Here is a 22,082-nt window from a genome sequence, read left to right as displayed (position 1 = left end):
TAATAATAAATTTCCTTGATTTGAGTCAATTATTCAACTATTTTCTTGACAGGTATAAAAAGGTCTGTTTTAATGTAGATGATATTACATCTTGAGGAGATTAAAAATGCTACAAACACAGCGGATGGCTAAAGGCCTAAATAAAAAAGCTCGTATTAAACAAGTTAGTTATGGCGCACCTTTTACGTGGCTAAAACAAGGTGCAGAAGATTTTATGAAGTGCCCAACATTGGCATTATTTTATGGTGCATTGTTTACTTCATTCACCTATTTTTACTGGGATTTTTTATCAAACTCACCGACACTTGGTGACCTTTCAGCGCCCTTATTAGCCATTGTGGTTATTATATTTGGCCCTATTTCCGCCATGGCCATGTATGACGCCTCAAAGCGTTTGTCTGCTGGAGAAAACCTTTCTCTTGGGTCTATACTAATGGTTATTAAATCTGCCTTCAAAGCCAATGGCTCTTGTCCTTCACTGTTTTTATCTGTCATTTTGATTGTGTTGGCAATTATGTGGATGATATTTACACCGCTTATTTATGCGGTGCTTAACACCGACACTTTTGTTAACCAAAACCAAACAATTATGGAGGCTATTTTGGCTGATATTACCAGCTTTAATAACCCGTTATTCCTAATTGTTTATGGCGTTTTCACTGCTGCTATTGCTTGGGTATCTTTCATGATTAGTTGGTTTTCTTTTCCGATGGTGTTGGATCAAGATGTTGACCCATTTACAGCTGCTAATACCAGTATTAGGACTGCGTTAGCCAATAAAATTGTAATGCTAATATGGGTGCCAATTGTTGGTGTTATTGTTTTAGCCAGTTTATTAACGCCATATTTTATAGGCATGGTGGTTGCTGTCCCAATATTGGCTCACGCTACTTGGCATGCTTATAAATCTATGATTGGTGAGATGGAGTAACAACCAATTAAAAACGCTTGGTTTTCTTTTTTAGTAACACTTTTTCAACCCCCCTTGTGCAAAACACACAAGGGGGGGGTTTGACGGTAATAAATGTTTAGAACAATACTACAAATTTCAATTATCTTAGCATTTATTGTTGTTATTCTAGGCGCCTACACACGTCTAAGCGATGCTGGATTAGGTTGCCCAGACTGGCCAGGGTGTTATGGTCAATTAAGCGTTCCTGATGTTAAAGATGGCACTACCATTCAAGGGTTTTCACGTCCACTAGAGGCTGCAAAAGGCTGGAAAGAAATGCTACATCGTTATGCTGCTTCCTCACTTGGGCTGACAATACTTGTTTTATTTTTCTTAGCACTAAAAGGCAACCCACAACGCTATCAGTCACTAAAACTACCTGGATTTAGCACCTTTTTTGTTATGCTGCAAGGCGCATTTGGCATGTGGACAGTTACTCTACTGGTACATCCTGGCATTGTCACTTTGCATTTAATAGGTGGCTTTGTGACGACTGCATTGCTAATTTGGATGCTACTTAACCAAAGCAAGCCACCAGCAATCTATCAGCACACTTTTAAAAAACATAAACTTATATTATTAATTGTTCTGGGCACACTGAGCTTACAAATTGTTCTGGGCGGTTGGACTAGCACCAACTATGCAGCACTGTCTTGTGGCAAATACTTTCCAAAATGCTTGAACGATTGGTGGCCCAATATGGATTTTTCTAGCGCACTATATTGGGGGCCATTGGGTGCTAATTATGAATACGGCATATTAGAAAACCCGGCACGTTCTGCCATTCAAATGATTCACCGTATTGGCGCCTTAATAACAACCCTGCTCATACTGCTACTTATTTATTTATTTAGAAATTACACCCGCTTCAGGTCAAATTTAATATTGATTGCTATTTTATTAACAACACAAGTCACACTTGGTATTCTTAATGTCGTCCTTTCATTGCCAATAATAATAGCGGTTTTGCATACTATAGTAGCGTTATTATTGTTACTTAGCGTTATTAAACTTGTGCATAGAGCCTTTAAAGTGCCAACATAAACAACTGTCAAAAAGCATGGCTATGAAAAAGCACAACAACAAACGATTTATCGCTTATAGCGACAACAAGGATTGCGCGAAAATTAAAAAAACACGTAATGTTCTCCTTGGGCTAAGTATTGTTATGTTTATCTTGGCTTACTTTTTACTTGCCTCGCCTAATACCAACAAACTGACGAAATTGCAAGAACAGGTTTCTCCTAGTGTTTCCTTGTATTCAAGCCCAAAATCTCTGAAGGATAAATTTCCATTAATTGATGACAATAACAACAAAATAACACTCTCTGAGGTAAGTAAAAATAAGTGGACAATGCTATATTTTGGTTATGCCTCTTGCCCAGATGTGTGCCCAATAGACTTGTCCATACTTAACCAAACGCTTACATTAATGAAACTGGCAGACAAGTTGCAAGTTGTTTTTATCTCTGTTGATCCAAAGCGTGATATAGGCCGTTTATCTGACTTTACGCAACATTCTAACAAAAAATTTATAGGGCTTAGCGCTAAAAAAGAGGTCTTGAACAAAATAACAAAAGCACTGGGTGTTTATCACGAAGTGGTACAAACAAAACAAAGGTCTACCAAAGACCATAGCAACCACAAATCTATAAACATGAATAATCATTACTTAATTAATCGCACTACTAGTTATTTATTGTTGGATCCCAGTCTTAAATTAACTGGATTATTAACCAACCCGCACCACGCTAAAAAAATAGCAGTTGCGCTTGATATAATTATTGAAACGCTTGACTAAGGCAATACCAACTTAACAGCCACTATTATTAAACCGATAAAAGCAAAGGTCGTAATCAGTCCAACAATAATGTAGGCCCACGGGCCTTGTTTTTCAGTGCGTGCAAAGTCCTTAGCCAAGTCTTCTTTTTTGCCCACGCCAATCATGGCAGACGTTACCGCTTTAAATACTTGCCCCAATCCTTTCATTTAAAAAACCTCCTAGGGCAATATTAGCCAATAATGATCAAATAATAGTGCAGCAAATAACAACATTAAATAATTAATTGAGTACATAAAAGTACGCCAAGCAATCCTTTTATCATCTGGATTATTATAGATTTTAATCGCATACATCAAAAATTTAATGCCTAGCACTGTTGTTACTGCTAAATAAATAAGCCCTGACATGCCCGCTAAGTAAGGTAATAAACTAACCAGCAGCAACAATACTGTGTATAACAAAATCTGTGTTCTGGTGTAGGCCAGCCCATGTGTTACTGGCAACATTGGGACATCAACCTTTTTATACTCCTCAACCCGATGAATGGCCAGTGCCCAAAAGTGTGGTGGCGTCCAGATAAAAACAATTAAAAACAACAAACAAGCATACTCAATGCCTTGAGTGCCAGACACTGCCGTCCAACCTAGCACCGGAGGTGCTGCACCTGCTGCGCCACCGATAACAATATTTTGCGGTGTTGCACGTTTAAGATACAAGGTATAGATAATGGCGTAGCCAATCAGTGAAACGAACGTAAGCACCGTGGTAACGGTATTAACAAATAACTGCAAAGTACCAAGACCAACAAGTCCTAAAAACACGCCCCACACCAACGCTTGGTTTCGGCTTACTTTCCCTTGCGGTAAAGGGCGTTTATTAGTGCGAGACATTTGGGCATCAATCTGTTCATCAACCACATGATTAAATACTGCAGCTGAGGCGGCCGCCATACTAATACCAATTGAGGCGCTCAGTACCAAAAACCCATTAGGTAAATACGGCGCAGGCACGGCCAAAAACATGCCCACTACTGCTGTTAGCAATATCAGCGCTACCACTTTAAGTTTACACAAAGCTAGCAAGTCACTGATTGAAGGCATTATCATCTCCTATTAGCCAATGCGTGAATACTTAAATAGACGTTTTAAATCTTTAATAACACGCTTAATCTCTAAATTTTTTGAATCGTAACGCAACATCACATTGCCAAGTGGGTCAATCAAAAATAAACTGCTTTCTGGGAACTGATTAAGTTGTCGATTAAGCGCCTCGCTGGCATGTCCAACTAATGCGTCTGCTTGTTGTGCTTTGGCTTTACTTGTCATTAACAATAAACTTTGAATACGACGCATGTCTTCATTCATCAAAATACGAACAGTCTTTATATCTTGTAATGCTTTTATACAAACACTGTCACATTGCTTGGTTGCATAGGCCAATGTCCATAAACCTTGCAAACCGCTTTGAGTGTCAACAAAACTAACGTCTTGTTTTGTAGTGGTAATAACAGGATTAACAAACTGTCCATAATTAACCGTATGCTGGGTAAAAGAAGTAGGGCTTAAGTAAAAGAAAGCCGTTCCAAAAGCAATCGGCAGTACAAAGGACGCCAACAATATCCATAATTCTTTCTTAGAGTTCATAAAAATTTGATGCTTATAAAGTGCCTAATAATACACTTAAAAACACCAAGAAATTGAAAAACAAAGTATTATAGTCTAACTTCTATGCCGTTTTCTTGCATGGCTTGTTTGGCTTGTTGTATCGTGTATTCACCAAAATGAAAAATACTGGCTGCTAACACCGCATCAGCACCACCTTGTAACACACCTTCAGATAAATGTTCTAAATTGCCCACACCACCGGAGGCAATAACAGGCACATCCACCGCATCAGAAACTGCCTTAGTGAGTAGCAAATCAAAGCCTGTCTTAACGCCATCACAATCCATTGAGGTAAGCAGCACCTCGCCAGCACCATTATCGCCTTGAGTCATTTTAACTGCCCACTCAATAGCATCAATACCTGTAGGCTTTCGCCCACCGTGAGTAAAAATTTCCCATTTTAGTGGATTGTCAGCAACTTTTTTGGCATCAATTGCAATCACAATACATTGTGAACCAAATTCTTCACTTAACTGGTTGATTAAATCAGGGTTAAAAATAGCGGCAGAATTAACGGCAACTTTATCCGCACCTGCATTTAACATCGCGCGTACATCCGCTGCCTTGCGAATACCGCCGCCCACAGTCAGTGGAATAAACACTTGATCGGCAATCGCCTCAACCATATGTGTCATGGCATCTCTACCTTCAATTGATGCAGTAATGTCTAAAAAAGTAATCTCATCAGCGCCCTCAAGATCATAACGCTTAGCCGCCTCAACTGGGTCGCCTGCATCCTTGATATCAACAAACTTAGTGCCTTTAACCACACGACCATCACGCACATCAAGACAAGGAATAATTCTTTTTGCTAAACTCATAATGATGAATTTTACCGCACACGCCAGTTCTATATTAACCGTGTTTGCTGATTGCTCGTAATGCTATGGGTATAATCCAACTTTGTTATGGACACGCTTAAACACATCGCAATTATCATGGACGGCAATGGTCGTTGGGCATCGAAACGCTCCTTGCCCCACATTTTAGGGCACCAGCAAGGGATTAAAGCGGTGCGTAGTGTTGTTAAAGCTTGTGCAATACGCGGTATTAAAACACTAACCTTGTTTGCTTTTAGTAGCGAGAATAAAAACCGCTCAACTGAAGAAGTCTCTTTGTTGTTTAAACTATTTCTTAGCGTGCTTAAACAAGAAGTTAAAAAACTCAATAAGCGCAATATCAGACTAAAAATAATTGGTGATATGCCCTTATTTCCTGCCAAAATCCAACAAACAGCACTTGATGCACAAGCATTACTCGCTGGCAATACTGGTTTAACACTAGTAATTGCAGCTAATTATGGTGGTCAATGGGACATTGCTCAGGCAGCAGCTAAAATAGCCAAAGCAGCCATCGCTGGCGACATAGAAGCCAACAATATTAATGTGGAAAGTTTTCCACAATATCTGTCATTAGCCAATGAACCAAATGTTGATTTGTTAATCCGCACCAGTGGCGAACTTAGGATTAGTAATTTTTTACTGTGGGATATTGCTTATAGTGAGTTTTATTTCACAGAAACGTTATGGCCAGATTTTGACGAGTCTGAACTAATTAAAGCCATCAACAACTTTAATAATCGTAATCGGCGTTTTGGCGCAAGGCTTTAAGGAAAAATCATGCTCATACAAAGAATCATCACCGCACTTATTTTAGCGCCACTATTTGTTTGGGCAATATTCGCCATGCCTAATCATTACTTCGCACAATTACTTTTGGTTTTTGTTGCGCTTGGCGCATGGGAATTCTCACGTTTAATTAAATTTAAACGCTGGATTGTTAGACTATTATTAGTGGCTGGTATTGTTGCCTGCGCGCTCATCATCCAAAACAATGCCCAAATTATTGCGTTTGTGCTTTACTTGTCCGTTTTATGGTGGATGGTTAATTTATACTGGGTACTAAGCTATCCCAATAAAACCAATCTGTGGTTTAATCCGCTTATTGTTCGTATCATAAGTGGCGTATTATTATTAGTGCCCACGTGGGTTGCATTAATTACTTTACAACAACAATACAGCGCTGAGTATTTCTTACTACTCATGCTGATTATTTGGGGTGCTGATTCTGGTGCTTATTTTACTGGTAAGGCAATTGGCAAACAAAAATTAGCGCCAAAAGTAAGTCCAGGAAAGTCAATTGAAGGTGTGATTGGTGGCATTGGCGTTGCTTTGGTGGTAATGGTTATGTTCTTACAATATCAAAATATAGCGATCAATCAATATTTGAGTTATTTACTATTAACCATTGTTGTTGCTAGCGTATCAGTATTGGGCGATTTGTTTGAAAGCTTGTTCAAGCGTGTCTCAAATATTAAAGACAGTGGGCGAATTTTGCCTGGTCACGGTGGCGTTTTAGACCGAATTGACTCGCTAACAGCGGCAGCACCATTCTTTCTGCTAGGGCTTAACTTGATATGAAAAATATAACTTTGTTAGGTGCAACCGGCTCTATCGGCAAAAGTACTTTGCTGGTGGTGGATCTACATCCTGATAAGTTTAATATTTTTGCGCTAAGTGCTAATACTAATTGGCAACAAATGCTTGGGTTGTGCAACAAGTACCAGCCTAACTATGCAGTCATGGTAGACGAGCAATCTGCTGAAAAATTATCAAATGCCATTATGACTGATACCCAAGTACTTAGTGGCGCTCAAGCACTAGATGAGATTGCCGCTCATCAAAATACTGACTTTGTCATGGCTGCTATTGTTGGCGCTGCGGGTATGTCCTCAGCACTTTGCGCCGCTAAAGCGGGCAAGCGAATTATGCTGGCAAATAAAGAATCCTTGGTATTGGCGGGTGATATTTTTATGAAGACAGTGGAGACGTTTAATGCTGAACTAATCCCTGTTGACTCAGAACACAGTGCAATTTTCCAGTGCCTACAAAGTGGTAAATCAGGCTTAAGCAAAATCCAGTTAACTGCCAGTGGTGGGCCGTTTTTACACACGCCAATTAGCCAATTTAAATCCATCACCCCAGATCAGGCCTGTGCACATCCAAATTGGTCAATGGGGCGAAAAATCTCTGTTGATTCTGCCACCATGATGAACAAAGGGCTGGAGGTGATTGAGGCGCATTACTTATTCTCACTCACGCCAGAACAAATTGACGTGGTGGTACATCCGCAAAGCATTGTGCATTCATCTGTTTATTATGAAGACGGCTCAACGCTGTCTCAATTAGGCAATCCAGATATGCGCACAGTCATCTCATATGCCATGAGTTATCCACAACGTATTAACTCTGGTGTTGCTGCGCTTGACTTGACCGACACCCCTGCCTTAGAGTTTTATCAACCAGATTTTGAAAAATTTACTGGCCTTAAACTGGCCTTTGAAGCGCTAAGAAAGGGTGGCAATGCTATGATTACCATGAATGCAGCCAATGAAATTGCAGTTGAACATTTTCTTAACCATCAAATCAACTTCTTAGACATACCAAAAATTATTGACCAGACGCTAAGCACTATGAAACATACAGTGCTTAATTCTTTAGAAGAGGTGATTAATAACGACCTTGTTGCTCGTGAAATGACCCGTGAAATCATCAAGCAATATGGGTAAGCTTTATACAAGCATATTGCTGATATTGATGTCTTTATAGTATGGCATCTGCTTATGCTACCAACAACGTATATCACTTTACTGTTAAGCACGGTGACTCGCTAAGCCAATATTTTTCCAAGTTTGGGCTGTCTAATCGATTGCTTGCTAATCTTCTTTTTACCAATAAAAACAAAAAAACTCAACCAACTTACTATTGATCATAAGCTAACCATTAGGTTGCGTAATAGATCGACAGTTCAAATCCCCAACCTATCAATTAAACCGTAAAACCAACCTAAATATTGTGCTTAACGGTAATTACTTTTCAACCATTCTCAACAGGCAATCTAAACAGTCGCCTAGTGGTTTGTCCACAACAGTGGTTAATATTAACCACTCCTTTGGTGCTAATGCGCAAAAATCAGGGAGGTTGGTTTTAGCACTATTAACCTCATTATTAATAACAGTAGTACAAAACCAGTGGCCATCATTTACCAAAGTATTATCAAAAACAAACCCATTGAGGTGTTTGCTTACAAAAATAAACATGGGCATCTTGATTACTTTGATCGCTTTGGTCACTCTCTGAGTTCGTCTTTTTTAAAAGCACCTTTGAAATACAGGTGCATTAGCTCTAAATTTCAACTCAGGCGCTACCACCCAATCTTAAAAACTTAGCGCCCCATCAAGCTGTTGATTATGCGGCCAACTACGGTACACCTGTTTATTCTACTACCAATGGCGTAATCACTACTAAAGGCAGAAAAGGCGTACTTGGCAAGGCTGTCATAATTCAACATGGCTTTGATTACACCACTGTTTATGCGCACTTATCAAGATATGCCAACAGCCTGTACAAGGGCAAAAAGGTTAAAAAAGGTCAAATAATTGGTTATGTAGGCTCAACAGGTCGTTCAACAGGTCCACACCTACATTATGAACTACATCACAAAGGCCAAAGAAGAAACCCACTCACTTATAAACTGCCCGCACAAAAGAGCATCAGCCGTGCTGATTTACAGGATTTTAAAATCAAGGTTAACAAGATTTTATCTAATTTGTAGTTTGGGCATCAATCCAAACACGCCAACTGGGTGGGTTAAGATCAGATAAATAATCTAACTTTATGTATTGCTTTTGATATGCCTGTGCCCCTGCAATATGGTTTAATATTGCAAATAAAATTAGCTCATTAATATATTGTACTTTTTTAGTGCCTGGCACCAGCGACTCATTACGAATAATAGCTGCCATTAGTGCAGATTTTGCATTGCCATGCACTTTAAAAGACTCTTCAAATAAATTTAAGGCCAAAAATTCATTCTTAATAAAGCCACTACTGCCATCAAGCAAATTTAAAGCATACTCATACAAAGCGGGGTCATAACTCTTTCTCACCAATTTAATCAAAATTTCATTGGCTTTGCGCTCTAAAGGGGCGTATCCCATCAATTTACTGCCGTATCGAACTTGTTTTGAAACCTCATACATAGCATCAAAATCATCCAAATCAAAAGCACCTTTTAATAATAAAGACTGCCCCCTTAACGCCACATCGCGCGAACCAATTTCATGGCCAATTTTAATAAGTCGCAATGCACCTTCTGACAACGTTGAGGCAATTGCCGAATGCTGTACAAGTACGCAAATAATGAGGATTTTTCTTAGCATCATAACTTAATAATTATTTTACCATGGCTTAAGTTGTCATAATTTGCAAGCCTAGTCACACAATTGATTAAAATAACACCTAAATTAAACAATTTATACACACGTAAACTCATGGGAACATTATTTAGCACAAGCCTAAGCTTACCACTGATTCAAAAAGGCAAAGTTAGAGACATTTATGACATTGACGATAAACGCATGTTAATTGTCACCACAGACCGGCTCAGCGCCTTTGATGTTGTTTTTGATAAGCCTATTGCCAACAAGGGTGCAATCTTAACCGAAGTGGCAAATTTTTGGTTTGAAAAAACCAAGCACACCATTCCCAATCACTTAACCCTTGAGCCACTTGATAATGTTCTAAATACTAAAGAGGTAGCTTTAATCAAAGGTCGTGGCGTTATTGTCAAAAAACTCAAACCCCTTGCTATTGAGGCCATTGTTCGTGGCTATATTATCGGCTCTGGCTGGAAAGACTACCAACAAACAGGCAAGGTTTGTGGTATCAAACTACCCACCAACCTACAACTGGCCGAAAAGCTGCCTAAAGCACTCTACACCCCCTCCACAAAAGCAAATTTAGGCGAACATGATGCCAATATTGATTTTGATGAAACAGTTGAAATTTTAGGTCAAAATCTGGCTGAACAAGTTAAGCAAGCAAGCCTTAAAATTTATCAATTTGCTGCTGATTATGCTTTAGAACGTGGCATTATTATCGCTGACACCAAATTTGAATTTGGACTGGATGAGCACAACCAATTAACCTTAATGGACGAAATGCTAACGCCTGATTCATCACGCTTTTGGTCAAAGGTTGATTATCAAGTTGGCACTAGCCCCAAAAGTTTTGACAAGCAAATTGTGCGCGATTATTTAGAAACGCTAGATTGGAACAAAACCCCGCCCGCCCCAATACTGCCCCAATCCATTATTCAACAAACCGCTGACAAATACAAAGAAGTTCAGCAACGATTAATGCAAGATTAAAAACCATGCAAATTAATGGACTTATTGCAAAAATGCACGCCCACTTAAATAATAGCGTAGCACAGTATCAACTGCCAATAGGTGATAAATTGCTAACTATGAATGATTTGGTGGGCGAACAAATCAGTCTTGAATTTAATGGTGAAATTATTTGCTCAAATTGTAAAAAACGCACCAATAAAAGCTACTCTCAAGGGTTTTGCTATCCTTGCTGTCAGCGTTTAGCCTGGTGTGATTTGTGTATTATGAAGCCTGAAACTTGCCATCATCACCTTGGCACGTGTCGTGAACCACAATGGGGGCTGGACAATTGCTTTAATCCACATATTGTTTATTTGGCCAATTCATCTGGCGTAAAGGTTGGCATAACCCGTAAAAGCAACATTCCTAGCCGTTGGATTGATCAAGGTGCAATTGCTACACTGCCAATACTTGAGGTCAGCAATCGGCTCAAATCAGGGCAAATTGAAATAGCACTTAAAGATTATGTTAATGATAAAACCAACTGGCGAAAAATGCTCAAAAACAAGGTGGAATACGCCAACTTAGGCACAACGCGCGATGCTTTGCTTAAAAAAATATCCCACTTAATTGATACTTTAGGTGCAATCGTGCTGGACAATGAAGTTCTAGAAATTAACTACCCTGTGGTAGAATACCCTAGCAAAATTATCTCATTAAATTTTGATAAAACCCCTAAAATTGAAGGCGTTTTACAAGGCATTAAAGGACAATACTTACTGCTTGATACAGGTGTGCTAAACATTAGAAAATTTAGCTCGTATCATATTACATTAACTTATTAGGAAAATAAACATGGCAGATTTAGAAATACAGGATTTAGAAATTGGCACAGGCGCCACTTGCAAAGTGGGAAATTTTGTCTCAATGCACTATACTGGCTGGCTTACCAATGGTAAAAAGTTTGATTCTAGCATCGATAGAAACGAGCCTTTTGATTTTAAACTTGGCGTTGGGCAGGTCATCGCTGGCTGGGACCAAGGTATTGATGGCATGTGCGTTGGTGGTAAGCGCAAACTCACCATCCCTTCAAAACTGGCTTATGGCGAGATGGGTGCAGGCGGTCTTATTCCACCAAGCGCCACACTGGTTTTTGAAGTTGAGTTATTAGCCATTCAATAATTCGCCCTAACCAATACAAACCAAACAACAATGAACGATGACTTCCCACGAATAAAAAGACTGCCCGCTTATGTTTTTGCAGTTACTAACGAGCTAAAGGCCAAGGCACGTGCTCGTGGTGAAGATATTATTGACTTTGGCATGGGCAATCCTGACCAGCCAACACCTGATCGTATTGTTGAAAAACTGGTAGAGGCAGCTCGGCGTAAAGACACGCATCGCTATTCTACTTCTCGTGGCATTCCACGGTTACGCAAAGCGATTGCCAATTGGTATAAAAGGCGCTTTGATGTTGATATTGACCCAGAAACTGAGGCCATTGTTACCATTGGCTCTAAAGAGGGGCTGTCTAATTTAGCACAAGCTGTTGTGGGTAGTGGCGATACGGTATTGGTGCCTAATCCTGCCTATCCTATTCATCCGTACGGGTTTGTGATTGCAGGTGCAGATATTCAACATGTGCCTTGTGGTCCAGATGATGATTTCTTGGCAGAATTAGAACGCTCTATTAAAAACACTTGGCCGAAGCCAAAAATGCTGGTTTTAAATTATCCATCTAATCCAACCACACAGTGTGCTGAATTAGATTTTTTTGAAAAAGTCATCAAAATTGCCAAAGAGCATGAAATTTGGGTGGTGCAGGATTTAGCTTATGCAGACATTGTATTTGATGGCTACGTAGCGCCCAGTATTTTACAAGTAGAAGGCGCTAAAGAGATTGCTGTTGAGTTTTTCTCGTTGTCAAAAAGCTACAACATGCCAGGTTGGCGCGTGGGCTTTATGGTGGGTAATCCAACCTTGGTAAGCGCACTTGCCAAAATCAAATCTTACCTAGATTATGGTATGTTCACCCCCATTCAAGTCGCCGCTATTGAGGCGCTAGAAGGCGACCAAAGCTGTGTAAAAGAAATATCTGGCATGTACCAAGACAGACGCGATGTGCTCTGTGGTGGTTTGAAATCAATTGGCTGGGTGGTGACATCGCCTAAAGCTACAATGTTTGTTTGGGCAAAAATTCCTGAATTTTATCAGCACATGGGCTCACTAGAGTTTACCAAAAAACTGCTCAAAATCGCAAAAGTTGGTGTGTCGCCCGGTATTGGCTTTGGTAGTTATGGCGATCAATACGTGCGTTTCGGGCTGATTGAAAACGAACACCGAACCCGCCAAGCAATCCGAGGCATTCGTGAGATGTTTAAACAAGATGGCTTGTTATAAAACGAATTTGATGCAAACTCAAAATCATGAAATTATCAGCCAGCGAATTCAAAAACTCTAACCGCAAATGCTTAACGCTATTAGGCATGTCAGGTGTGGGGAAAACACACCTAGCAAAACTCCTTAGCCGTCAAGATAAATACTTTCATTATTCTGGCGACTATCGCATCGGTGCTGAATATTTGAATGATAAAATTTTAGACAACATCAAGAATCACGTCAGACAAGACAAATGGCTTAGAAACTTGTTGGATAACGAGTCTATCAGCATTCAAAATCACATTACCTTTGATAATTTATCATCAGTCTCTGCTTTTTTAGGCAAGGCTGGCAATCCTGAACTAGGTGGCACGCCCATTGATACTTTTATTACCCGTCAAACGATGCACTTAAACGCAGAAACCAAAGCCATGCTTGACGTGCCACAATTTATACAAAAATCCAAGACACAAGGGTTTAATCATTTTATTAATGACGCGGGTGGTAGTCTGTGTGAATTAGACAATGAGCAGGTATATCAGACCCTAGCTGACAACACGGTGATTCTCTACATTAGAGCCAGTAAAACTAACGAAACCGCTTTGATTGAACGCGCACAAACACATCCAAAGCCTTTGTATTATCAGGCTGATTTTCTGAAACAGCAATTAGACATCTACCTACAAAAAAATCAGCTAATTTATGTCGCACAAATCAACCCAAACGAGTTTGTACGCTGGGTGTTTCCACGCCTGCTTGAACACCGCAAGCCAAAATATGAAGCCATTGCCAACAAGTATGGCTACACTATTGACAGCGAAGATTTGTATCAGTGCAAAAATGCCAACGAGGTCTTTGGGCTTATTTATGGAGCAATGAACTAATGCCACTAATTGCACATTCAAACTTGCCTTCTTTTGTACGCCTTAAAGATGAGGGCGAAACCATTCTGTCAAAAGACAGGGCAAACAACCAAGCCATTCGTGAATTGCACATTGGCTTATTAAACATGATGCCAGATGCCGCACTTGAAGCAACCGAGCGCCAGTTTTTTCGCCTCGTTGGACATTCTAATCAAATTGCACAATTTTATCTACATCCATTTACATTATCGTCAATCAAGCGAAACAAAAAAACAAGCAAGCATGTCAAACAGCATTATCAAACTTTCGCAGATATTAAAGCTCAAGGGCTTGATGCACTGATTATTACAGGTGCACACATTGAACAAGCAGGTTTACAAAAAGCACCTTTCTATGAAGAATTAAAAGAAGTGGTTGATTGGTCGTACGACCACGTTACTTCAACACTATGCTCGTGTTTGGCAACACACGCTGTTTTAGAATTTAGATATGGACAAAAACGCCAAGCCATTGGTGAAAAGTGCTGGGGCGTATTTCCACACCAAGTACTAGAGAGGCAACACCCTTTAATGAATGGCGTGAATACACGCTTTGATGTACCGCATTCCCGCTTTAATGAAATTTCAAAGGCGCAATTTAATGCTGCCGGGGTTAAAATTTTGGTTGAAAGTAAAATCGGTATACACTTAGGCGTTAGTGAAGATTTATTAAGGGTTGTGTTTTTCCAAGGCCATCCAGAATACGACACTATCAGCCTATTAAAAGAATACAAGCGTGATATTATTGCCTATTTGGAAAAAACACGAGATGACTATCCGCCTTTCCCTAAATATTATTTAACCGAACAAAGCAAGGCTATTCTCAATGAGTATAAAACTAAGCTTTTATCCAAAGAGCTTAGCGTTACAGACTTCCCTGAACAACTAATTAGCAAAACCTTAGATAACACTTGGGGTAATGCCACTAATGTCATTATCAACAACTGGATTGGCTGTGTTTACCAAACGACTCATGAAGACATTAATAAACCGTTTATGGACGGTATTAATCCACATGACCCGCTTAATTTAAAATAGTGCGCCCAATTTCAAAGCCACTACTGAAGTGGTTTGAGCAATTTGGTCGTCACTGCCTGCCTTGGCAGGCAATACAAGGCAAACCAAACAACCCTTATCATGTTTGGTTAAGTGAAATCATGTTGCAACAAACCCAAGTAACAATGGTTATTGATTATTTTAATAATTTTATTCAGCATTTCCCCACATTGGCTGCCTTAGCCAACGCTTCTGAAGATGCAGTATTAGCTCAATGGGCAGGCTTGGGGTATTACGCCAGAGCAAGAAACCTACACACAACTGCCAATATCATCATGAACCAATACCAGGGCAATTTTCCAACTGAGTTTAAACAAGTGATTGGCTTACCTGGTGTGGGCGAATCCACAGCAGGTGCTATTTTATCCATTAGCTTTAATCAAAAACACGCCATACTCGATGGTAATGTTAAGCGTGTACTCTCAAGATACCACCAGGTTAAAGGTCATTATGGGCAAAGCAAAACACTTAAAGAATTATGGTACTTGGCCAGATATCACATGCCTAATGAGCGTAATGCTGACTATACACAAGCCATCATGGATTTAGGTGCAACCCTGTGCACTCAACGTAAACCAAATTGTAAACAGTGCCCAATCCAATCTGATTGCTTGGCACAGCAAACCAACACCCAAGATAAATATCCCAACCCAAAGCCAAGGAAAAACAAACCCGTCCGCTCAATTGCCATGCTAATTTTTAAAGATGACAAACACAATATCTACTTACAAAAACGCCCAAACAAGGGCATTTGGGGTGGGTTGTGGAGTTTTGTAGAGTGCACAGACAGTGACAAAGATATTCAACAAACCATAACTGATTTTCACCCATCAGCTTTGATAGAAAAAAGCCTAACCATTTTTAAACATAGTTTCACCCACTATCATTTACTGATTCACCCAATACTCATTCACTGCCCAGATGTCAAGGGTGAGTTTAAATCCTTATCTCAGTTAAATATTGGCGTGCCAAAACCAGTTGATAACATCATCTGCCAATTAGACTAAAATAAACGCTTATGAAACTCATTCGTGGCTTACAAAATTTAAAACCTCATTTGGGCAGTATTGTCACCATTGGAAACTTTGATGGTGTGCATATAGGACATCAAAAAATTATCAAAACTTTGATTAATAAAGCACAAACCATGAATTTACCGTCAGTGCTTGTTTCCTTTGCACCAACACCACAACACTTTTTTGGGCACGCGCAAGCCACACTGAGTAGTTTTAAGCAAAAACACGCCTTGCTTACAAACCTTGGACTAGACGAGCACTTATTAATTAACTTTAGTATGCCATTCTCACAACTCTCTGCTGACGCCTTTATTCAGCAGATATTGCTAGATAAACTCAATGTTAAGTACTGCCTAGTTGGCGATGATTTTCGTTTTGGCACCAACCGAACAGGTGATTTTTCTTTACTACAAACCTTTGATTTTGAGGTAGAAAAAACACCCACTGTGTTTCACAACTTTGACAGGGTCAGCAGCTCAAAAATCAGACAATCACTTAAAGAAGGTAATTTTGGCTTAGCAAGCCAGCTATTAGGGCGAGAATTTTCAATCTCAGGAAAAATCATTCACGGCCAAAAACAGGGCAGAACCATCGGTTTTCCCACAATCAACATTCCCATTAAAAGAAAAATCAGCCCACTATTAGGCGTGCTTGCCGTTAATGTAGCATTAAATGGCAAGATTTACAGCGGTGTATGCAATCTTGGCAAGCGCCCCACAGTTGGGGGCGAAACAATCTTATTAGAGGTCTTTTTATTTGACTTTAACAATCAGGTTTATGGCGAAAATGCCGAGGTTATATTCAAATACAAAATTCGCGACGAACAAAAGTTTGGTTCTTTTTCAGCACTAAAACAACAAATAAAGTCAGACGTCAAAGATGCCAAAAACTTTTTTGGACTCTGAACAACCTTCTTTAAAAATTTTCCTTATCAAGTTGGACAAGTAAATCAATGACTTGGTGCGGGTCAACTTTTAAAGCTTTGCAATACTCAATTACTTCTACAATGTCTAGGCGTCTATCGCCTGTTTCAATTTTGCAAATAAGCGGCAGTGCCACTTGTAGTTTTTTCGCTAAAGCTCTTTGAGATAAGCCCAATTTATTTCTTTGTTCAAGCCAAAACTTACGCAAAGTAGCGTGTGTATTTGAGTGGACTGATTACCTAAATTTAACATATTTCATTGCACCTATTTTAGGAGCAATATAGTTTGCTACTGTTTTGGTAATATCGTATAACATTACTGTTTTAGGAGCAAGCAATAAAAATGAAAACACATAAGCACAACCCACTAATGGCAGTTGGACTGTCTGGTGCTAGCGCTGGCATTATTCACAACCCCAAAAGCCAAAAAAGAAAATAAAAGGACGTTAAAAGGAGACTATTGCCCTTGTCCTTACTTTAAATAAGTTTCCAACTGAGTGTTTTGGTTGCCATAAATGGCACAATATCGCTATGTGCAAAAGGATAGCTTGCTGGCACAGTCCAATCTTGCTTTTTGAGTGTAATGGTCTGTGTATTATGAGGCAGGTTGTAAAAATCTGAACCAAATTTTGAGGCAAACCCTTCTAACTTATCTAGTGCATTTTGGTGTTCAAAAACCGTCGCATAAAGTTCAATGGCGCAATGTGCGGTAAAGATGCCAGCACAACCGCAGGCAGACTCTTTATCTGTTTTAGCATGTGGTGCAGAATCAGTGCCTAAGAAAAACTTAGTATTGCCACTGGTTACAGCGTCTAATAGTGCCAATTGATGCGGATTTTTACGCTTTAAGACTGGTAAACAAAAGTAATGTGGCTTGATACCGCCTACCAACATATCATTCCTATTGGCCAAAAGATGGTGCGGTGTAATGGTTGCTGCTATTTTATGATGGCTCGCCAAAACAAAATCAACGGCGTCTTTAGTGGTAATGTGTTCAAACACGACTTTCAACTCAGGAAAATCACTCACTACTTGAGTCAGCACCTCATCAATAAACACCGCTTCGCGGTCGAAAATATCCACCTTGCTACGCGTTACTTCACCATGCACCAAAAGTGGCATGCCTAATTTTTGCATACTCTCCAGCGTTGGATGTAGTTTGTCAATATCAGTCACGCCGCTATCTGAGTTGATCGTTGCCCCTGCAGGATACAACTTAGCTGCTACAACGCTATTATCAACCGCCTCTTGAATGTCTTTAGGCGTGGTGTTGTCGGTCAAATATAAGACCATCAATGGGTTAAATTTGCTGCCTTTTGGCAAAGCAGATAAAATTTCTTCTTTATAAGTACGCGCTTGAGTAGCATTAGTCACAGGTGGATTTAAATTAGGCATAATAATTGCTCTGCCCATTTGCGTCGCCGTCATGCCAATAATTGATTTTAGTGCTACGCCTGAGCGCACGTGTAAATGCCAGTCATCCGGCTGAATCATTTTAAATTGCATAAATTGCTCCTAATACCCTTTCGCTCTTAGCGCCTGTTACTGACGGCAAATTTGACGACAAACCTGCTAAAGTTCGTTGGGCAAAAAAACCAAATGCAGCAGCTTCTACATAATCCACAAATACGCCCAAATCATTAGTTAATGTAACTTTGCTATCAGGATTTTGACAAGCCAAACGCTCAAACAAAAATAAATTGTGTACACCGCCACCACACAAATATACATCTGAACCTAAGGGAATGTTTGCAGAAACGCTCATTACTGTGAGTTCTATCAGCGTTCTTTGCACATCTTCAGATGGTTCAGTGCCGTTTAGATGTTGCGACAACCAGTCTAAATTAAAATATTCTGGACCTGTGCTTTTGGGGTGCTCTTGATGGAAATAATCATCTGCAAGCATTGAGTTTAATAAAGATTGATTCACTCGTCCAGAACGCGACCAAACGCCATCCCGATCGTATTCTAATCCTTTGTTATTTTTTATCCAGTTGTCTAGTAATGTATTGGCAGGACCTGTGTCAAACCCAATTACCTCGCCATTAAAGCTGTGGGTGATATTAGCGATGCCGCCCAAATTAATAATAACGCCGTCTTTGACATTAAGCATATGCTGATGATAAAGCGGTGTGAGTGGCGCACCTTGCCCGCCAGCAGCCACATCTTGCATACGAAAATCAGCCACTGTGGTAATGCTCGTTTGCTCAGCAATCAATGCGCCGTGGCCAATTTGCATTGAGTACTTGCCGCCTTGGTGGAAAATGCTTTGCCCGTGTGAGCCGATTGCTTTGATATTCTTTGCTTCAAGCCCTGATTGTTTCAATAATAAATGTACTGTGTCAGCAAAGTAACTCGCCACTTGAATGTCAATATTAGCCAGATTTTCTAGAGAGGTTTTTGAGCTTTGGGTAAGCTCTAATAAGCTTTGCTTTAGCTTATCAGAGTAGGGTAGATAGGCTTGGGTTAGTATTTCCCTACCCGTCTTATTGATAATAACGCCATCAACGCCATCAAGACTGGTACCTGACATTAAGCCGATATAGTTAGCCATGACACTTTTTATATTTTTTACCTGAGCCACAAGGACAGGGGTCGTTTCGCCCTACTTTTTTCTCTTCTCTTTGGTATGTATTTTGTTGAGCGGCTTCTACTTCGGCATCATCAATACCCAGCGTTCCAACTTCTTCATGCTGAGCCTGCGTACCTTCATTGTTTTGCTGTTCAACATCTGAGGCATCGGTATTTTCATTAATAGTGACACTTGATAGAGATTTAACAATTTCAATATTAATGGTGTCTAACAGCGAGGTAAACATGACAAACGATTCGCGCTTATATTCTTGTGTTGGATTCTTTTGTGCGTAGCCACGTAGATTAACACTTTGGCGTAAATAATCCATGGCTGCTAAATGCTCTTTCCAATAGTGACCAAGGGTTTGCAACATAACTGCTTTTTCAAATTCACGCATGGGCTCAGTGCCAACCATGTCTTCTTTGTGGTCATAAATTGTGCCGAGCCCTTGGATAATTCTTGATTGCAACTCATCAATATCAATACCTTCATCAAGCCATTGTTGTAATGGAAAATCGGCCGAATAGTCTGATTTTAGTGCATTATGTAAGCCTTCAACATCCCAATCCTCTTCCATCAATTCGGCTGAAATATAGTCTGCAAAAAGCTGCTCAATGACTTTTTCTCTAATACTGATAAAACGGTCTTGGACATCGCTTACACTCATCAAATCATCACGCAACTGATAGATAACTTTTCTTTGATCGTTAGCAACATCATCATATTCTAAAAGGTGTTTACGTGCATCGTAGTTCATACCTTCTACTTTTCTTTGGGCATTTTCAATGGCTCGATTGACTATTTTATGCTCAATCGCCTCACCTTTTTTCATGCCCAATCTTTGCATCGTGAGGGCCATTTTTTTGCTGGCAAAAATACGCATTAAATTATCTTCTAGCGACAAATAAAAACGCGTTGAGCCTACATCGCCCTGACGCGCAGCACGACCACGTAGTTGATTATCCACTCGGCGTGACTCGTTACGTTCTGTGCCCACAATATGCAAACCACCTGCTTTAATAACGTCGTCGTGCTGAATTTGCCAATCAACTTTTTGCTTATCCGTTGCCTCTTCAGGTAATTTACCGCCGAGTACAATATCCGTACCTCGACCCGCCATATTAGTCGCAATGGTCACTGCACCAATACTTCCAGCATTAGCAATAATAATTGCCTCTCGTTCGTGCTGTTTGGCATTTAAAACTTCGTGTTTAATGTTGTTTTTTTCTAATAAAGCGGAAATTAATTCTGAATTTTCAATACTACTAGTGCCCACCAAAACTGGCTGTCCAGTTTGCTGACAATTAGCAACATCAAGGGCAATGGCTTCAAACTTTTCTTGCGTTGTTAAATAAATTTGATCTGATTTGTCTACACGCGCAGACGGCTTGTTAGGTGGAACAACTACGGTTTCTAACCCATAAATATCTTGAAATTCTACCGCTTCAGTATCAGCAGTGCCTGTCATACCTGAAAGTGTTGTATAAAGCCTAAAATAGTTTTGGAAAGTAATTGAGGCGAGCGTTTGGTTTTCCTTTTTAATGCTTACCCCTTCTTTGGCTTCAATAGCCTGATGTAGTCCTTCTGACCAACGACGACCTGGCATAGTCCTGCCAGTAAATTCATCAACAATCACAACCTCGTCATCTTGCACAATATAGTCCACATCTTTTTGGAATAAAATATGTGCACGTAATGCTGAATTAATATGCTGCATTAGCAAAATATTACTCGCATCATAAAGACTGGCGCCCTCTGGCAAAGCATCAGCATCAATTAATAGACGTTCGGCTTTGCCGTGGCCATCATCAGTCAAAAACACTTGCTTGTGCTTTTCATCAACAGTGTAATCACCTACCACTTCAATGACTATTTCCTTACCTTCACCGCTTTCTGTTTGCTTGGTAAAATTAGGAATCATGTGATTAATGGCCTGATAAATTTGCGCATAATCATCCACTGGACCAGAAATAATCAAAGGCGTTCTAGCTTCATCAATTAAAATCGAATCCACCTCGTCCACAATGGCAAAATTAAGCACACGTTGCACTTTTTGCTCAGAAGTAAATGCCATATTGTCACGAAGATAATCAAAACCCAGCTCATTATTAGTTGCATAAGCAATGTCACACAGATAGGCGGCTTGTTTGTCTTCATGTGCCATATTTGAGGTAATAATGCCTACGTTCATGCCTAAAAAATCAAACACCTTGCCCATCCACTGCGCATCACGAGTTGCTAAGTAATCATTCACAGTGACTATGTGTACGCCTTTGCCGCTAAGCGCATTAAGATAGGCTGGCAAAGTTGCCACTAAAGTTTTACCTTCGCCTGTGCCCATCTCTGCGATGTTGCCATCATTAAGCACCATGCCACCAATAAGTTGCACATCATGGTGTCTAAGACCTAATACTCGTGTTGATGCTTCGCGAATTACGGCAAATGCCTCAACAAGAATTGAATCTAGGGGCTCTTGGTTGTTAATTCTGTCTTTAAATTCTTGAGTTTTAGACTTAAGTTGCTCATCACTAAGTGCCTGCATGTTTGGTTCTAATTCAGTAATTTGACCAATAGTTTTGTATACTGCTTTAATGAGTCGATCATTTCTAGATCCAACAATCTTTGATAAAACTTTATTTATAATACTCATATTAGAATATAT

General features: G+C 39.9%; 24 protein-coding genes. 15 read left to right on the top strand and 9 right to left on the bottom strand.

All coding sequences use genetic code 11. The features are described 5' to 3' along the window. The first annotated feature begins 106 nt into the window (after window positions 1–106). The 3 genes from CVPH_RS00200 to CVPH_RS00190 all read left to right on the top strand — a co-directional run bounded on the left by CVPH_RS00200 (window position 107) and on the right by CVPH_RS00190 (window position 2,753). Window positions 107–931, top strand: a complete 825-nt coding sequence (locus CVPH_RS00200; protein ID WP_201341565.1) for a DUF2189 domain-containing protein — start codon at window positions 107–109, stop codon at window positions 929–931. Window positions 932–1,024: 93 nt separating this feature from the next. Then, window positions 1,025–1,996 (top strand): COX15/CtaA family protein, encoded by a 972-nt coding sequence (locus tag CVPH_RS00195; protein WP_201341563.1) that lies wholly within the window; start codon window positions 1,025–1,027, stop codon window positions 1,994–1,996. Window positions 1,997–2,012: 16 nt separating this feature from the next. Then, on the top strand, window positions 2,013–2,753 hold the full coding sequence (locus CVPH_RS00190; protein WP_225879726.1) for an SCO family protein: 741 nt from the start codon (window positions 2,013–2,015) through the stop codon (window positions 2,751–2,753). On the opposite strand, the gene CVPH_RS00185 is transcribed toward CVPH_RS00190, so the two are convergent. The 4 genes from CVPH_RS00185 to hisF form a co-directional block, all read right to left on the bottom strand. Then, window positions 2,750–2,941, bottom strand: coding sequence for a DUF2970 domain-containing protein (locus CVPH_RS00185; RefSeq protein WP_201341560.1), 192 nt, complete (start codon window positions 2,939–2,941; stop codon window positions 2,750–2,752). The genes CVPH_RS00190 and CVPH_RS00185 overlap by 4 nt on opposite strands. A 12-nt stretch (window positions 2,942–2,953) precedes the next feature. Beyond that, window positions 2,954–3,841, bottom strand: coding sequence for a heme o synthase (gene cyoE / locus CVPH_RS00180; protein ID WP_201341559.1), 888 nt, complete (start codon window positions 3,839–3,841; stop codon window positions 2,954–2,956). Between the two features lie 6 nt (window positions 3,842–3,847). Continuing rightward, window positions 3,848–4,378, bottom strand: a complete 531-nt coding sequence (locus CVPH_RS00175) for a redox-active disulfide-containing membrane protein (protein WP_201341558.1) — start codon at window positions 4,376–4,378, stop codon at window positions 3,848–3,850. Between the two features lie 68 nt (window positions 4,379–4,446). Beyond that, on the bottom strand, window positions 4,447–5,220 hold the full coding sequence (gene hisF / locus CVPH_RS00170; protein ID WP_201341557.1) for an imidazole glycerol phosphate synthase subunit HisF: 774 nt from the start codon (window positions 5,218–5,220) through the stop codon (window positions 4,447–4,449). Window positions 5,221–5,307: 87 nt separating this feature from the next. Between hisF and uppS the strand changes: the two genes are divergently transcribed. From uppS to CVPH_RS09850, 4 genes are all read left to right on the top strand, one after another. Then, on the top strand, window positions 5,308–6,009 hold the full coding sequence (uppS, locus tag CVPH_RS00165) for a polyprenyl diphosphate synthase (protein ID WP_201341556.1): 702 nt from the start codon (window positions 5,308–5,310) through the stop codon (window positions 6,007–6,009). A 9-nt stretch (window positions 6,010–6,018) separates the two neighbouring features. Next, window positions 6,019–6,819 carry a phosphatidate cytidylyltransferase gene (locus CVPH_RS00160; protein ID WP_201341555.1) on the top strand — a complete coding sequence of 267 codons (801 nt, stop codon included), beginning with the start codon at window positions 6,019–6,021 and terminating at the stop codon, window positions 6,817–6,819. Beyond that, on the top strand, window positions 6,816–7,967 hold the full coding sequence (gene ispC, locus CVPH_RS00155; RefSeq protein ID WP_201341554.1) for a 1-deoxy-D-xylulose-5-phosphate reductoisomerase: 1,152 nt from the start codon (window positions 6,816–6,818) through the stop codon (window positions 7,965–7,967). Before CVPH_RS00160 ends, ispC begins: the two co-directional genes overlap by 4 nt. A 620-nt stretch (window positions 7,968–8,587) precedes the next feature. Continuing rightward, a complete protein-coding gene (locus CVPH_RS09850; protein ID WP_225879837.1) occupies window positions 8,588–9,013 on the top strand; it encodes a M23 family metallopeptidase in 426 nt (141 codons plus the stop codon). On the opposite strand, the gene CVPH_RS00145 is transcribed toward CVPH_RS09850, so the two are convergent. Then, window positions 9,003–9,623 carry a hypothetical protein gene (locus CVPH_RS00145; protein ID WP_201341552.1) on the bottom strand — a complete coding sequence of 207 codons (621 nt, stop codon included), beginning with the start codon at window positions 9,621–9,623 and terminating at the stop codon, window positions 9,003–9,005. The genes CVPH_RS09850 and CVPH_RS00145 overlap by 11 nt on opposite strands. A 108-nt stretch (window positions 9,624–9,731) precedes the next feature. Here CVPH_RS00145 and CVPH_RS00140 point away from each other — a divergent pair, with 108 nt between their 5' ends. The 8 genes from CVPH_RS00140 to ribF are packed head-to-tail and all read left to right on the top strand — an operon-like array spanning window position 9,732 to window position 16,828. Next, the gene (locus tag CVPH_RS00140) at window positions 9,732–10,610 is read left to right on the top strand and encodes a phosphoribosylaminoimidazolesuccinocarboxamide synthase (RefSeq protein ID WP_201342382.1); all 879 of its coding nucleotides are present in this window, start codon (window positions 9,732–9,734) and stop codon (window positions 10,608–10,610) included. Between the two features lie 32 nt (window positions 10,611–10,642). Next, on the top strand, window positions 10,643–11,416 hold the full coding sequence (locus CVPH_RS00135) for a DUF2797 domain-containing protein (RefSeq protein ID WP_225879725.1): 774 nt from the start codon (window positions 10,643–10,645) through the stop codon (window positions 11,414–11,416). A gap of 10 nt (window positions 11,417–11,426) precedes the next feature. Further along, the gene (locus CVPH_RS00130; RefSeq protein WP_201341549.1) at window positions 11,427–11,753 is read left to right on the top strand and encodes an FKBP-type peptidyl-prolyl cis-trans isomerase; all 327 of its coding nucleotides are present in this window, start codon (window positions 11,427–11,429) and stop codon (window positions 11,751–11,753) included. Window positions 11,754–11,783: 30 nt separating this feature from the next. After that, window positions 11,784–12,971 (top strand): alanine transaminase, encoded by a 1,188-nt coding sequence (gene alaC / locus CVPH_RS00125; RefSeq protein ID WP_201341548.1) that lies wholly within the window; start codon window positions 11,784–11,786, stop codon window positions 12,969–12,971. 26 nt (window positions 12,972–12,997) lie between these two features. Further along, window positions 12,998–13,834 carry a DEAD/DEAH box helicase family protein gene (locus tag CVPH_RS00120; RefSeq protein ID WP_201341546.1) on the top strand — a complete coding sequence of 279 codons (837 nt, stop codon included), beginning with the start codon at window positions 12,998–13,000 and terminating at the stop codon, window positions 13,832–13,834. Next, a complete protein-coding gene (gene metA, locus CVPH_RS00115) occupies window positions 13,834–14,889 on the top strand; it encodes a homoserine O-succinyltransferase MetA (protein WP_201341545.1) in 1,056 nt (351 codons plus the stop codon). Before CVPH_RS00120 ends, metA begins: the two co-directional genes overlap by 1 nt. Further along, window positions 14,889–15,914 carry an A/G-specific adenine glycosylase gene (mutY, locus tag CVPH_RS00110; protein WP_201341543.1) on the top strand — a complete coding sequence of 342 codons (1,026 nt, stop codon included), beginning with the start codon at window positions 14,889–14,891 and terminating at the stop codon, window positions 15,912–15,914. The genes metA and mutY overlap by 1 nt, the downstream gene beginning before the upstream one ends. A gap of 11 nt (window positions 15,915–15,925) precedes the next feature. Continuing rightward, window positions 15,926–16,828, top strand: coding sequence for a bifunctional riboflavin kinase/FAD synthetase (ribF, locus tag CVPH_RS00105; RefSeq protein WP_201341542.1), 903 nt, complete (start codon window positions 15,926–15,928; stop codon window positions 16,826–16,828). Between the two features lie 10 nt (window positions 16,829–16,838). On the opposite strand, the gene CVPH_RS00100 is transcribed toward ribF, so the two are convergent. The 4 genes from CVPH_RS00100 to secA form a co-directional block, all read right to left on the bottom strand. Then, window positions 16,839–17,054, bottom strand: a complete 216-nt coding sequence (locus CVPH_RS00100; protein WP_225879724.1) for a helix-turn-helix domain-containing protein — start codon at window positions 17,052–17,054, stop codon at window positions 16,839–16,841. Window positions 17,055–17,322: 268 nt separating this feature from the next. Then, on the bottom strand, window positions 17,323–18,351 hold the full coding sequence (pyrC, locus tag CVPH_RS00095; RefSeq protein WP_201341541.1) for a dihydroorotase: 1,029 nt from the start codon (window positions 18,349–18,351) through the stop codon (window positions 17,323–17,325). Continuing rightward, entirely contained in the window at window positions 18,341–19,399 is a 1,059-nt protein-coding gene (locus CVPH_RS00090) for an anhydro-N-acetylmuramic acid kinase (protein ID WP_201341540.1), read from the bottom strand. Before CVPH_RS00090 ends, pyrC begins: the two co-directional genes overlap by 11 nt. After that, window positions 19,392–22,070, bottom strand: coding sequence for a preprotein translocase subunit SecA (secA, locus tag CVPH_RS00085; protein WP_201341539.1), 2,679 nt, complete (start codon window positions 22,068–22,070; stop codon window positions 19,392–19,394). Before secA ends, CVPH_RS00090 begins: the two co-directional genes overlap by 8 nt. Between the last annotated feature and the right edge of the window lie 12 nt (window positions 22,071–22,082).

Source organism: Abyssogena phaseoliformis symbiont OG214, from assembly GCF_016592595.1.
Classification (GTDB): domain Bacteria; phylum Pseudomonadota; class Gammaproteobacteria; order PS1; family Pseudothioglobaceae; genus Ruthia.
This window is presented reverse-complemented; position numbering and strand designations above follow the sequence as displayed.

What these genes read in the sequence shown, in the direction of transcription:
- CVPH_RS00200 (WP_201341565.1), top strand. Translation starts at nt 107, where the DNA reads ATGCTACAAACACAGCGGATGGCTAAAGGCCTAAATAAAAAAGCTCGT.
- CVPH_RS00195 (WP_201341563.1), top strand. Translation starts at nt 1,025, where the DNA reads ATGTTTAGAACAATACTACAAATTTCAATTATCTTAGCATTTATTGTT.
- CVPH_RS00190 (WP_225879726.1), top strand. Translation starts at nt 2,013, where the DNA reads ATGGCTATGAAAAAGCACAACAACAAACGATTTATCGCTTATAGCGAC.
- CVPH_RS00185 (WP_201341560.1), bottom strand. Translation starts at nt 2,941, where the DNA reads ATGAAAGGATTGGGGCAAGTATTTAAAGCGGTAACGTCTGCCATGATT.
- cyoE (WP_201341559.1), bottom strand. Translation starts at nt 3,841, where the DNA reads ATGATAATGCCTTCAATCAGTGACTTGCTAGCTTTGTGTAAACTTAAA.
- CVPH_RS00175 (WP_201341558.1), bottom strand. Translation starts at nt 4,378, where the DNA reads ATGAACTCTAAGAAAGAATTATGGATATTGTTGGCGTCCTTTGTACTG.
- hisF (WP_201341557.1), bottom strand. Translation starts at nt 5,220, where the DNA reads ATGAGTTTAGCAAAAAGAATTATTCCTTGTCTTGATGTGCGTGATGGT.
- uppS (WP_201341556.1), top strand. Translation starts at nt 5,308, where the DNA reads ATGGACACGCTTAAACACATCGCAATTATCATGGACGGCAATGGTCGT.
- CVPH_RS00160 (WP_201341555.1), top strand. Translation starts at nt 6,019, where the DNA reads ATGCTCATACAAAGAATCATCACCGCACTTATTTTAGCGCCACTATTT.
- ispC (WP_201341554.1), top strand. Translation starts at nt 6,816, where the DNA reads ATGAAAAATATAACTTTGTTAGGTGCAACCGGCTCTATCGGCAAAAGT.
- CVPH_RS00145 (WP_201341552.1), bottom strand. Translation starts at nt 9,623, where the DNA reads ATGATGCTAAGAAAAATCCTCATTATTTGCGTACTTGTACAGCATTCG.
- CVPH_RS00140 (WP_201342382.1), top strand. Translation starts at nt 9,732, where the DNA reads ATGGGAACATTATTTAGCACAAGCCTAAGCTTACCACTGATTCAAAAA.
- CVPH_RS00135 (WP_225879725.1), top strand. Translation starts at nt 10,643, where the DNA reads ATGCACGCCCACTTAAATAATAGCGTAGCACAGTATCAACTGCCAATA.
- CVPH_RS00130 (WP_201341549.1), top strand. Translation starts at nt 11,427, where the DNA reads ATGGCAGATTTAGAAATACAGGATTTAGAAATTGGCACAGGCGCCACT.
- alaC (WP_201341548.1), top strand. Translation starts at nt 11,784, where the DNA reads ATGAACGATGACTTCCCACGAATAAAAAGACTGCCCGCTTATGTTTTT.
- CVPH_RS00120 (WP_201341546.1), top strand. Translation starts at nt 12,998, where the DNA reads ATGAAATTATCAGCCAGCGAATTCAAAAACTCTAACCGCAAATGCTTA.
- metA (WP_201341545.1), top strand. Translation starts at nt 13,834, where the DNA reads ATGCCACTAATTGCACATTCAAACTTGCCTTCTTTTGTACGCCTTAAA.
- ribF (WP_201341542.1), top strand. Translation starts at nt 15,926, where the DNA reads ATGAAACTCATTCGTGGCTTACAAAATTTAAAACCTCATTTGGGCAGT.
- pyrC (WP_201341541.1), bottom strand. Translation starts at nt 18,351, where the DNA reads ATGCAATTTAAAATGATTCAGCCGGATGACTGGCATTTACACGTGCGC.
- CVPH_RS00090 (WP_201341540.1), bottom strand. Translation starts at nt 19,399, where the DNA reads ATGGCTAACTATATCGGCTTAATGTCAGGTACCAGTCTTGATGGCGTT.
- secA (WP_201341539.1), bottom strand. Translation starts at nt 22,070, where the DNA reads ATGAGTATTATAAATAAAGTTTTATCAAAGATTGTTGGATCTAGAAAT.